Below are 11,979 nucleotides of genomic sequence, written 5' to 3' on the forward strand. Positions count from 1 at the left end.
GCCGCGCTGTGCGAGCAGCACGACCAGCCGTGGCCGCAGACGTACGAGGTCCGCACCGGCCGGGGCGGCGCCCACCTGTACTTCGCCGCCCCGGCTGGTGTGGTCCTGCGCAACACCTGCGGGGAGAAGGGCAACGGGCTCGGCTGGAAGGTCGACACCCGGGCGCACGGCGGTTACGTCGTCGCCCCCGGCAGCGTCGTCAACCACCGCCGCTACACCGTCGTCAACGACACCGACCCGGTTCCGCTCCCCGCGTGGCTGCTCGGCCTGCTCACCCCCAAGGCCGCCCCGGCGGTCGTGGTGGACGCGGGCGCGGTGCGGGCCCGGATCGGGCGCCTCGGCCCGTACGTCGACACGGCCGTGGCCCGCGAGACGGCCAAGATCAAGGCCACCCGCGAGGGCGGGCGCAACGACCGGCTGTTCGCCTCTGCCGCCGCCCTCGGCCGCCTGGTCGGCTCCGGTGCGTTGCCCGAGGCTGACGCGACCGACGCCCTCCTGAGCGCGGGTCTGGAGGCCGGTCTCGGCGAGGCGGAGTGCAGGCGCACGATCGCCAACGGGCTCGCCCGGGGCGCCGGAGCGGTGGGGCGTGCCGCATGAGCAACCGTCACCCGTCCTGCGCCAAGGAGAAGCGCTTCTCCTCGGGGCATCGCCTGGGGCGGTGGGCCGAGTGACCGCCCCCGCCGCGCCGTCCGAGTCGCTGTTCACCGAGGGCTGGGAGGACGCTGCCCCGTCCGGCGTCGACCCCGGCCCGCCCAGGTGGGAAGAGCCGATCCCCCTCGGCGAGGCCCGCACCCTGCCCGCGTTCCCCTCCGACGCCCTGCCCGGCTGGCTCGGCGCCATGGTCGACGCCGTGGCAGAGGAGACGCAGACCCCGGCCGACCTCGCCGGAAGCCTCGCGTTGGCGGTGCTGGCCGCCGCCGGCGGAGGGCGGGCCGTGGTGGTCGTGCGCGGCAGGTGGCGCGAGCCCGTGAACCTCTACGTCGTCGTCGCCCTGCCCCCGGCCAACCGCAAGTCCGCCGTGTTCGCGGCCATGACCCGGCCGCTCGTGAAGGTGGAACGGGCCCTGGTCGAGCAGAGCGCGAGCGCGATCGTGGAGGCCAACACCACCGCCAGCCTCGCCAAGGCCGCCGCAGACAAGGCCGCCGCCAAGGCCGCCACCGCGAGCGAGGACGAGCGCGAGGAGCTGAACCGCCTCGCGCTCGATCTGGCCCATACCGCCTCGGAGATCACCGTCCCGGCCGAGCCGCAGCTCATCGCCGACGACGGCACCCCCGCCGCCATCACCACCCTCCTCGCCGAACAGGGTGGACGCTTGGCCGTCATGTCCGCCGAGGGCGGCATCTTCGACACCATCGCCGGCCGCTACTCCGGTGGCACCGCCGACATGGAGGTCTTCCTCAAGGGCCACGCCGGGGACCTGCTCAAGGTCAACCGGCAGTCCCGCGACAAGCAGTACATCGACAACCCCGCCCTGACCATGGCCCTCGCCGTCCAGCCCACGGTTCTGGAGGACATCGGCCGCAACCGCCAGTTCGACGGTCGCGGCTTGCTCGCCCGCTTCCTGTACTCCATGCCCGAGTCCCTGGTCGGCCGGCGCAAGACCCTGCCCGACCTGATCCCCGACGAGGTCACGGACGAGTACGAGAAGAAGGTAGCGGCGCTCACCCTGGCGATGGCGGGCTGGACCGACCCGGCCGTCCTCACCACTACCCCGGAGGCCGGGGCCGCGCTCGTCGCCTTCCAGGACCACATCGAACCGCGCCTGGACCCGCGCGGCGGCTCACTCGGCCACGTCAACGACTGGGGCGGCAAGCTCGTCGGCGCCACCGTGCGCATCGCCGGCCTGCTCCACCTCGCCGAGCACGGCGGCGACGCCTACAAGCACCCCATCACCGCCGACACCGTCGAACACGCCATCCGCCTCGGCGAGTACTTCACCGTCCACGCCCTCAACGTCTTCGAGGCCATGGGCGCCGACAAGGCCCTCGCCGGCGCCCGCACCGTCCTCAAGCACCTCACCACCTACCCGACCCCGTCGTTCTCCCGACGCGACCTCATGGCCAAGCTCTCCCGCGCCGAGTTCCCCACCGTCACCGTCCTGGAGACCGCCCTCAGCCTGCTCGAAGAACACGGCTGGCTCCGCCACGAACCCGCACCCCCGCGCGAACCCGGCACCCGTGGCCGCCCGCCCGCACCCCGGTACACCACCCACCCGCAGCTCCACCCGAACTGATCCACCGCACAACCCCGCCCGCAGAATCCACAAAATCCACGAAACCAACCGGCACCCGCCCCGACCAGCCACGACGCCCACCACGCCAACCCGCCACACAAGTCGCTCGGAATTCCACAAAAACCCAGGCGCCCCACCCCCGGGCCGCCGCCGGCGTTGCTGCCGGCGGCGGCCCGGGGCGCGTCCGCCCATTTCTGCGGAATAAGCGCGGACTTCTGTGGAGAACTCCACCTGAGCCCATCACCGCAGGTCAGACGCTACAGAGAGGGTTTTTGTGTATTCCGTGGTTTCCGTGGCACCCCGAGCCTCGGCCCGCCCACCACAGCGCGGGCCGCCTGCACCTCGTCACCCCGCCCCCTCCGCCAAGGAGTAGCCGCAGTGACCACGATCCCGCCGCTCGTTCTGGAAGTCCCCGAGGTCATGGAGGCCCTGCGCATGAGCCGCAGCAAGGTCTACGACCTCATCCGCACGAAGAAGCTCGACAGCTTCACAGAGGGCCGCCTCCGCCGCATCCCCGTCACCGCCCTGCATGACTACCTGCGCGCCAAGAAAGAAGAGAACGCCTAATGACCAAGCGAAACCCGAACGGCGCCGGCACCGTGACCAAGCGCAAGGACGGCCGGTACCAGGCCGCCGTGTACGTCCCGCAGCCCGATGGCACGTGGGCCCGCAAGTTTGCTTATGGGGCGACTTGGGACGAGTGCGACACCAAGCGCAAGGAGCTGGTGGAGCGCGCCAAGCAGGGCATCGCCACCCCGACTCGGTCGGCGAAGCTCTCCGAGTGGCTGCCGTACTGGCTGGAGCACTTCATCAAGCCTCAGCGGAAGAAGACCACACAGGCCAAGTACGAGACGCACGTGCGCCTCTACCTTGTCCCGCTGCTCGGCTCCAAGGGCCTGGAATCGCTGAGCCCGCGCGACGTTCGGACGTTCTTGGCGAAGGTCACCAAGCAGTCCAGCGCCGCCACCGCGAAGGAGTCGCACCGGGTGCTCCGCTCGGCGCTGAGCGCCGCGTGCCGGGACGAGCTGATCGTGCGGAACGTCGCGATGCTGGTCCCGCCGCCCCGGGTGACGAGTCGTGAGATCAAGCCGTGGACGCTCGACCAGACGCTCACCTTTCTCTCGGCCAGCCGCACCGATCCGCTGTACGCCGCGTTCGTGCTGGCCATCGCGCTAGGCATGCGGCGCGGTGAGATCGTCGGGCTCCGCTGGTCCGAGGTCGACCTCGACCAGCGGGTCCTGGTCGTTCGCGAGCAGGTGCAGCGGGTCCGAGGCGAGCTGTACGCGGACACCACGAAGAGCGGGAAACGCCGGCCGGTGCCGCTCCCCCGGATCTGCGTGGCAGCCCTGCGCTGGCACCGGATGCGGCAGGACGAGGCCCGGCGCGCGGCCGGGGCGAAGTGGGAGGAGACCGGGTACATCTTCACCACCCGGACCGGCCGCCCGATCGAGCCGACCAACCTCTACCGCTCGTTCGTCCGGGTGTCCAAGGCCGCCGAGGTCCCGGTGATCCGGCTCCACGACACCCGGCACGGGTGCGCGACGCTGCTCGTTGCGTGCGGGGTTCCGCCCCGGGTGGTGATGGAGATCCTCGGCCACAGTCAGATCGGGCTGACGATGAACGTCTACACCCACGTCGCGCAGGACACCCAGCGGGAGGCTCTCGGCAACATGGATCGGCTGCTCAAGCGGCGCCACTGATGTCAGCCTGAGATGTCAAATGCCCCGGACCGTGATCGGTCCGGGGCATTTTGGCTGGTGGGCGCGGACGGTTTCGAACCGCCGACATCTGCTTTGTAAGAGCAGCGCTCTACCACTGAGCTACGCGCCCCCCGTCGTGGGCCGGTGGGCGCACGACGAACGTCTAGGCTACCTGGTCCGCGGGGGTGGTGTGTGCGGGTGACCAGGGAGTGGGACGGGGTGGGTGCCTCGGGTTGGGGGGATCGGGGAGAATGGGCGCGGATCAGCGGGCGGAGCAGGGAGTGCGCAGTGTCGGTGGCCGGCGGGAGAGGGCGGCGGGGGCTGCGTCGGGCGGGCGAGGCGCTGGTGGTGCCGGTGCTGACGCCGCTGGTACTGGCGGGGGCTCTCGGGGCGTTCGGGCTGGCCTCGACGGGTGGCTGGTGGGGCCGGCGGGGCGGTGAGGGCGCACGGGCGGAGGCCAAGGAGGCGCGGGCCGCGGCGCAGGAGGCGTTCTTCGAGCTGGAGGAGACCCAGCGCGAGCTGCAGCTGGCGGTGGAGACCGTGCGGGCCGCCGAGGAGGGGCCGGCCGCGCAGCGGGTGCTGGCGGAGCTGCCGGGGATCTCCGGGCGGGTCGAGCAGGTCACCGTGAACTACCTGGGCGCGCTGGACGCGTACGACCTGGACAGCGAGGCCCTGGACGCGACGGCGGCGGCGCGGGCCAAGCGGATGCTGGAGGACGTGCGGGGCCAGCTCGGCTCGGCACGGGCGGAGCTGGGCGACTTCCTGCGCCGCCTCCAGCCGACGGTGCAGCACGCCGAGCAGCAGCTGGTGCGGGTGACCCCGGCGGTGGAGCAGGCCAAGCGCGCGCTGCTCGCCGCCAGCAACGCCCTGGACGCGGTGCGCGCCGCCGGTCTGCGGGCGGACGACCTGGCCGCCCGGCTGGCCGAGCTGGCCCCGGAGCTGGGCCGGCTGAACGAGGGCGCCGCCCGGCACGGCGTGGCGGCGACGCTGCGCCGCGCCGACGAGGTGCGGCAGCGGGCCGAGACGATCGCCGCCGACGCCGCCCAGCTGCCCGAGCGCGCCCGGGAGTTGGACCGCCGGGTGGCGAGCCTGCGCACCCGCATCCAGGCGCTGGAGACCAAGGCCGCGACCGTCGAGCCCGCCCTGAGCGAGCTGCGCCGCCGCTTCAGCACCGCCTGCTGGCAGGACCTCCAGCGCGTCCCCCAGCAGGTCGCGGAGGCGGGCCGCACGGCGGAGGGCAAGCTGGCCGAGGCCGCCCGGGCCCGGGACGAGCAGCGCTGGGCGGACGCCACCGCCGCGATCGGCACCGTCCGCGCTCTGCTGGAGACGGCGGACGGCTCGGTGCTCGCCGTCAACGACCGGCTGCGGCAGCTCAACGAGGTGCAGCACGACCCGACCCGCGAGGTCGAGCGCACCCGCTTCGCCGTACGGGACGCCCAGCGCCTGGCGATGGCCGGCCGCACCGCGCCGGACCCCCGGCACGCCGGCCCGCTGGACGAGGCGGTCGCCCGCCTGGACCGCGCGACGGCCGTCCTGGAGGCGGCCGGACGGCACCCGGACTACTGGCACTTCCTGACGGAGCTGGCCGCCGTACGGGACACCGCGGCCCGGGTGGTCGACCTGATCCGCGGCGATCTGGGCCACCCCCGCTGACCGCCCTCGGTACCCTGCCGGTATGCCACGCTACGACTTCCGCTGCCGCTCCTGCGGAGCCACCTTCGAACTGCGCCGCCCGATGGCCCAGGCCGGCGACCCGGCCGTCTGCCCGCAGGGCCACGAGGACACGGTGAAGCTGCTCTCCACTGTCGCCGTGACGGGCGCCGCCACCACCGCCCCCTCCAGCGGAGGCGGGGGCGGAGGCGGGGGCGGCTGCTGCGGCGGAGGGTGCTGCGGCTAGGACAAGATCCGCCGGACAGGCCCTAACCGAGGGCCGCCGCCAGGAACCGCCGGACGATCTCCTCCCCCGCCGTCACCCCGACCTCCGCCAGCCCGGTGACGCCGGGGGCCGTCCAGCCCCGGTCCGCCAGCTCGCCGTGCCCCGGCCGCCAGGCCGCGTCGGCGGCGAGCAGCAGGTCCGCGTCGAGCAGGGAGTCCCCGGCGGCGAGCACGGTGGCGGCCCCACTGCGCCGGACGACCTCGGCGAGCGCGGCGCTCTTGCTCAGCGGCCCGGGCACGGCGTACACCTTGCGGCCCTGGAGCGAGACCTTCCAGCCGCGTTCGCCGCACCAGCCGGTCAGGTCGGCCAGCCAGTCGCCGGGCAGGGCCGCGCGGTCGACGACCAGGTAGGCGAACGAGTCGTCGGCGACGCGCCGCTTGAGCGTCCAGCCCGGGTCGGCGTGCCGCTCCAGGTGGCCGAGCACCTCCGCGAGCGGGGCCGCACCCTCGGCGATGCGGCCGGTGATCTCCCGCCGCCAGTCCGCGTCCGGCACGCCGTCCGCCAGCAGTTGCCCGCCGTTCGCGCAGATCGCCCAACGGGGGCGCGGGCCTGGCAGGTTGACGCGCCGGTACTGCTCGACGGTGCGGGTGGTGGCGGGGACGAAGCAGGAGTACTCGGCGAGTTCGACGAGCAGGGCGGCCGCGTGCTCGGTGAGGAAGGAGAGCGGCCGGCCCCCGTACACCTCGACGCAGAGCAGCCGGGGGGCCGCCTCGTCGGCGCAGTCCAGTTCGAGCGCCCGCTCGGAGTAGATCAGCGTCCGGTCCAGGTCGCTCGCCGTCAGCACCCCGCCCATCAGACGGCCCGTCCGTTCGCGCCGGTGGCCCCTCGGGTGTAGCGGGGGTGGATCAACCCTACGCAGGAGTAGGGGAGTTGGTCGACCTCCTCGACCTCGACGCCGCGCTGTTCCGCGAGCAGCCGCACGTGGTCGAGGTCCGCGCCGACGCCCCGGCGGGCCAGCACCCGCCAGGGGACGCGGCGCAGCAGGACCCGGGTGGTCTCGCCGACGCCGGGCTTGACCAGGTTGACGTCGCCGATGCCGTACTCGGCGCTGATCCGCTCGACGGCGGCCCAGCCGGCCCAGTCCGGCGTACGGTCCGGATCCGCGGCCAGGCGCCCGGCGGCCGACACCGCCTCGGCGCGCACCTGCGCGAACCGGGCGGCGACGGCCTCCAGGAACTCGCCCGAGACGTCGGCCCCGGCCAGCTCCCGGTAGTGCTTGGCGCCGTGGAACTCCCCGGGGCCGATCAGCCCGGCGCGCAGCACGGTGCGCGAAACCAGCCCGGAGACGGTCGAGTTGAGGCAGGCGGAGGGGATCAGGAAGTCGTCCCGGGTGCCGTACGTCCGCACGCAGCGGCCCGGGTCGGCGAGCACGGCGAGGGCCGGGTCGAAGCCGGTGCCCGCGAGCGCCTCGGCGAGTTCGCGGGTGATGGCGCCCTTGCCCGTCCAGCCGTCGACGAACACCACGTCCTCGGGCCGGTGGTGGGCGCCGAGGTAGCGCAGCGCCGTACGGTCGACGCCGCGCCCGCGCACGATGGACAGCGCGTAGTGCGGCACGTCGAGGCCGTGCGCGAAGGCGAGCCAGCGGCGGATCAGGACGCCGACGGGCGTCCCGGCCCGGGCCAGCGAGGCGAGCACCAGGCCGGGCCCGCGCTCGCGCAGCAGGGTCTCGGCGACGGTGCCGACGGCCAGCGCGAGCCGCCGGGCGGAGCCGTCCAGCGCCTGCCGGAACAGCTCCTGGTACTCGGGGCTGGGCTGGTACTCGACGGGCAGCGACTCCGCGTAGTGCGCGCCGCCGCTCTGCACGGCCTCCTCGCGCTCCTCGGTCGGGGCCTCCAGGACTGCCCCGGAGAGGTCCTTGAGCAGCCAGGCCACGTCCTCGCGCCGGTACGAGGAGAACGCCGGCCCGTACAGGGGCTCCGGCAGGGGCCGGTACGAGGGCAGCACGGCGAGCACCACCCGGTCGGTGACGAGCCGGAGTTGCGGCAGCAGCGCCCCCTCCTCCCCGGGCTCCCCCTCACCCCCGTGCAGCGCGGGCGTGTCGGCCACGTCGTCGACGACCAGCACCACCGCGTCGAAGCGCCGCTCCGGGTCGGAGCCGGGGGCGACGTTGTAGGCGTAGCGCTCGCGCGGGGCGTCGTCGGCCGGGTCGTCGTGGGCGGGGAACGCGAGCCGGGTGCGGATGGCGTACCCAGGGTCGTCGACGGCGAGGACGGGCGAGCGGGTGGTGGTGGAGTAGCGGACGCGGTCGCCACCGAGCCGCTCGTCGAGCGCGTCGGCCAGCCGCAGCGGCGCGTACATCAGCTCCTCGCAGCCGAGCAGCAGCACCCGCCCGGAGCCCGCCGCTTCCCCCAGCGCATCGGCCAACTGGCCTGCGAGGGAGGGCAGTACGGCCTCCAGCCGTGCCCTGTCCCCGGCGGTGAAGCCGTGCCGCCCGCCGTCCGGCAGCCCGGCGGGCCAGTCCAGCCCGACCCGGACGAGCGGCGCGGGCGGGCCCTGCGGCAGCCGGGGCGCCGGGGCGGCCTCGGCGATCAGCCGCTCGGCGCGCGAGAGGACGTCCTCGGGCAGCCGGACGGCGCCGGAGGCGGTGGCCACCAGGTCCAGCCGGACGCCGAGTTCGGCGGCGGCCTCCTCGAGGCGGCGGCGGTCGGCGGCGGAGCGCAGGTCGACCAGCGCGACGACTACGTAGTGCCCGCGCGGGTGCAGGGCGTGCAGCTCGCGGATGGTGTTGAGGACGGTGCGGCCGGTGGAGAACTCGTCGTCGACGAGCACCAACGGCCCACCCCCGGCGAGGAGTTCGGGATCGGCGGGCAGCAGCAGGTGGGAGGTGGCGTGCGAGTGCTCCTCCTCGAAGCCGCCGAGCGGCGCCACCCCGGGCACCGGCCGCCGGGTGGAGTGCAGGTACGGCGCGCCGAGGCCGTCCGCGACGCTGTGGCCGAGGCCCGTGGCCGTCTCCGCGTAGCCGAGCACCACGGCCCGAGCCGCCGCCTCCGGCCCGAGCAACTCCCGTACGCGAACGCCGAGTTCGAGCCCGGCGCCGTACACGACGGCGGGCCGCTGCGGGACGTGCTTGCCGAGCACGGTGGAGACCAGCAGGTGGGCGCGCTTGCGGTTCTCCCGCAGGGCCAGGCCCACGAGTTCGGGCAGCCGCTCCGACCCGGTCAGGCCTATCCCGGCCCGGTCGGCGACCCAACGGCCGCTCCAGGTCTGCTCTGTCGTCGTCGTCACGTCCGGCCCTGCCTTCGTTCGCTTCCGTCCAAGTCCACGCCCACGCGCACGTTCACGCCCACACGCACGCTTACGCCCACAGCCACGCCCACGTCACCCGCACAGGCAGGCCGCGAGCAGCTCCGCGAAGCTCACGTCCTCGCGCGCCACCCCGAACACCCGCGCCCGCAGCAGCGTCCGCTCCGCCCAGGCCCGGTGCGGCCGGGCCTCGTTCATCTTGTTCGTGTACGCCGACCGCAGCACGCCTCCCTGCTCGGCGCGCAGGATGTCCCGGGCGTCGCAGTACTCCTCGTGCGTGACGACGGAGAGCGCGTGCACGGCCGGCACGTGGCTGGGGTGGATGCAGGTCTTGCCCAGCAGCCCGTTGGCGCGGTCGAGTTCGACCTCGCGGATCAGCCCGTCCAGGTCGTGCGCGATGATCCGGCGCCGCACCTCCTCCCCAGTAGCCAGCGCCGTCCCCCCGGAGGCGGCGAACGGGGTGCGGCGCAGCTGCGGCTTGAACATCCGCTCCTGCACCGGGAAGTACTCCCAGACCGGCCCGGTCACGGTGTACCCGGTGCCGTCCGCGCGCCCGAGCACGTTGACCACGTCCCCGATGACGGAGGCGACCAGCGCCACGTCGTACGCGCTGAGGTCGGGCGAGCGGCGCAGCCCGTACGCGGAGCACAGGTCGGTGACGCCGAGCCGGACGGCGAGGACGCGCTCGCGGTGCCGGGCGAGCAGGTCGGCGATGCCGTACAGCTGCTCGCGCCTGGTCTCCAGGTGCGCCAGCTCGGGCGACTCCAGGACGGGCATGGCGAACAGCCGCCGCCCGGTGGAGGCCTCGGCGGCGGCGAGGGCGTCCAGGTAGGCGGCGCCGTCGGCGGCGGTGAACTTCGGCAGGACGAAGCCGCTGAGCAGCTCGACGGCCGGTCCGAGCCGTTCGGCGAGGTCGAGGATCTGGGAGGCCGTACGAACCCTGATGAAGAGGAGGGGGTGGCCTTGTGCGTGATCGGTGAAATCGTTGACCAGGTCGGACAACTGCTCGACGAGGTTCCGCTCGCCCTCGCCCACCTCGTGGTCGGCGATCGCGTCCTCCAGGCACAGCACCATCGAGACCACGCCGCGAGCAGCCAGTTTGCGGACGTCGGCGGCCAGGGCGGGCCGGGTGGCCGGGCTGTAGAGGGTGCCGCCGAGGGCGGTGGCGAGGACCTCCGGCCCGCTGTCCGCGGTGAACGTCCGCGGCTGCTCCAGGAAGAGCCGGGCGCGGACGTCCTCGGCGAGATGGCCGAAATGGCGCATGCTGCCCTCCTCGGGTTCGACGGACTCCGGCACACCGCCGACGTGCGGCGGCACGGGACGACACCGTGGTGAACCGGCCCACCGGGCGCCGTGACCGCCCCCGGCGCGCGCCGGCGGACTCCCCTCCGCCGGCCCCCGGGGGCCTTTCGAACGCCCATCGTACGGACGGAATCCAGCCGTTCCCGCGCCCGGCCCACTGAACTCCCGGAACTCGGCCCGGCACCGGGGCCGTGTTCGACGATCACGGGCGAACGCCCGGCAAACCTCCGCGAGCGCAAGTCTTGGCAAAGTCCGGCGCCCCTGCGCCCGCCCCGGTCACGTTGTCCGAAGGGGTGGCGAACGGGCAGGATGGTCCGCTATGACGCACGTGATGGCCAAGGGCGCCAACATCGCACTGCCGGCGGCGGCGGTCCGCGCCGTGCTGCGCTGGAGCGACCTGCCCGGTGCGCCGGACGTGGACGCCTCCGCGCTGCTGCTCGGAGCGGGCGGCAAGGTCCGCTCGGACGCCGACTTCGTCTTCTACAACCAGCCCCGGCACCCCTCCGGCCTGGTGCGCCACCTGCCCAAGCAGCACACCGCCGGCGGCGCCGAGATCACCGACACCGTCGAGGTCGAGCTCGCCAAGCTGCCCGCCACCGTGGACCGCGTGGTGCTGGCCGGCTCCTCCGAGGGCGGGCCGTTCCGCGCCGTGCCCGGGCTGTTCCTGCAGCTGTTCGACGTCGCGGCCGGCGAGGGCGCACAGCCCGTCGCCGAGTTCGCGATCGCCGACGCGGACAACGTCACCGCCCTGGTCGCGGGCGAGCTGTACCGCCGCGACGGCGGCTGGAAGTTCCGGGCGATCGGCCAGGGCTACACCTCCGGGCTGATCGGCCTGGCCACCGACTTCGGCATCACCGTGGACGACGAGGAGGAGCGCGCCCCCGAGCCCGCCCAGCCCCCGGCGCCGCCCACCGCCCTGCCGACCACTGCCGCCCCGACCACCACCGCCCCGACCGGCGCCGTCGACCCCCGCGCCACCCCGCTGCCCGCGCCCCGCCCGGCAGCCGACCCCGACACCTACCGCCTGCCCGCGGCGAGCCTCCAGAGCGCCGCTCCGACGAGCGCCCCGACGAACACCCCGCCGCCGCCCACCATCGCCCCGCCCCCGCCGTCGGCGCCGCCCACCATGCCCCCCGCCCCTTCCCCGCCGAGCAACCCTCCCAGCACCGGTACCAGCACCGGCTACGGCTACCCGCCCCCGGCCCAGCCGCCCGCACCCGCCTACGGGCAGCCGAACACCGGTTACGGCTACCCGCCGCCCAACCACCCCCAGCCCTACCCCCAGCCGAGCGCCCAGGCGTACCCCCCGCCGCAGCCCTCCACCGGCTACGGCTACCCGCCCCCGGCCCAGCCGCAGCCCCCGGCCGAGGAGTTCGCCCTGCCCCCGCAGGGCCCCCAGTTCCAGCCCCGCTGACGCAAGCCGAGGGGCGGGGTCAGGGCCTGTCCGGCAAGATCCGCCGGACAGACCCCCTAGGGCGTGTCTTTCGGATCACGTCGGATCAGCGGGCGTCGTTGGGGTGCGTGCATCGGCGGCGCCGAGGAGGGAGTCCATGCGGAGCATCGGC

Annotated in this window: 10 protein-coding genes and 1 tRNA gene; 7 read left to right on the top strand and 4 right to left on the bottom strand. The window is 74.3% G+C overall.

The genetic code is table 11. The features are described 5' to 3' along the window. From ACIRRS_RS38120 to xerC, 4 genes are all read left to right on the top strand, one after another. On the top strand, positions 1–597 hold a 597-nt coding region (locus ACIRRS_RS38120; RefSeq protein WP_402981617.1), incomplete at its 5' end, for a bifunctional DNA primase/polymerase. Between the two features lie 61 nt (positions 598–658). Further along, on the top strand, positions 659–2,233 hold the full coding sequence (locus tag ACIRRS_RS38125) for a YfjI family protein (RefSeq protein ID WP_402981619.1): 1,575 nt from the start codon (positions 659–661) through the stop codon (positions 2,231–2,233). Positions 2,234–2,611: 378 nt separating this feature from the next. Beyond that, positions 2,612–2,800, top strand: coding sequence for a helix-turn-helix domain-containing protein (locus ACIRRS_RS38130; protein ID WP_402981622.1), 189 nt, complete (start codon positions 2,612–2,614; stop codon positions 2,798–2,800). After that, a complete protein-coding gene (gene xerC / locus ACIRRS_RS38135; RefSeq protein WP_402981625.1) occupies positions 2,800–3,933 on the top strand; it encodes a tyrosine recombinase XerC in 1,134 nt (377 codons plus the stop codon). The genes ACIRRS_RS38130 and xerC overlap by 1 nt, the downstream gene beginning before the upstream one ends. Before the next feature lie 55 nt (positions 3,934–3,988). Here xerC and ACIRRS_RS38140 read toward each other — a convergent pair. Beyond that, a tRNA-Val gene (locus ACIRRS_RS38140) sits at positions 3,989–4,063 on the bottom strand. Positions 4,064–4,227: 164 nt separating this feature from the next. On the opposite strand from ACIRRS_RS38140, the gene ACIRRS_RS38145 reads away from it, so the two are divergent. Continuing rightward, complete coding sequence (locus tag ACIRRS_RS38145) at positions 4,228–5,586, top strand: hypothetical protein (protein WP_402981628.1); 1,359 nt, start codon at positions 4,228–4,230, stop codon at positions 5,584–5,586. Positions 5,587–5,608: 22 nt separating this feature from the next. Continuing rightward, positions 5,609–5,830, top strand: a complete 222-nt coding sequence (locus ACIRRS_RS38150) for a zinc ribbon domain-containing protein (protein WP_402981631.1) — start codon at positions 5,609–5,611, stop codon at positions 5,828–5,830. Positions 5,831–5,852: 22 nt separating this feature from the next. Here ACIRRS_RS38150 and ACIRRS_RS38155 read toward each other — a convergent pair whose 3' ends face one another. From ACIRRS_RS38155 to ACIRRS_RS38165, 3 genes are all read right to left on the bottom strand, one after another. Then, a complete protein-coding gene (locus tag ACIRRS_RS38155; protein WP_402981640.1) occupies positions 5,853–6,650 on the bottom strand; it encodes an HAD family hydrolase in 798 nt (265 codons plus the stop codon). An 11-nt stretch (positions 6,651–6,661) separates the two neighbouring features. Further along, on the bottom strand, positions 6,662–9,094 hold the full coding sequence (locus ACIRRS_RS38160; protein ID WP_402981634.1) for a phosphoribosyltransferase: 2,433 nt from the start codon (positions 9,092–9,094) through the stop codon (positions 6,662–6,664). A 93-nt stretch (positions 9,095–9,187) separates the two neighbouring features. Beyond that, complete coding sequence (locus ACIRRS_RS38165) at positions 9,188–10,375, bottom strand: HpcH/HpaI aldolase/citrate lyase family protein (protein WP_402981643.1); 1,188 nt, start codon at positions 10,373–10,375, stop codon at positions 9,188–9,190. Positions 10,376–10,733: 358 nt separating this feature from the next. On the opposite strand from ACIRRS_RS38165, the gene ACIRRS_RS38170 reads away from it, so the two are divergent. Beyond that, positions 10,734–11,828, top strand: a complete 1,095-nt coding sequence (locus ACIRRS_RS38170) for a TerD family protein (RefSeq protein ID WP_402981637.1) — start codon at positions 10,734–10,736, stop codon at positions 11,826–11,828. Positions 11,829–11,979: the final 151 nt, after the last annotated feature.

Source organism: Kitasatospora sp. NPDC101183 (genome assembly GCF_044767945.1).
GTDB lineage: Bacteria > Actinomycetota > Actinomycetes > Streptomycetales > Streptomycetaceae > Kitasatospora.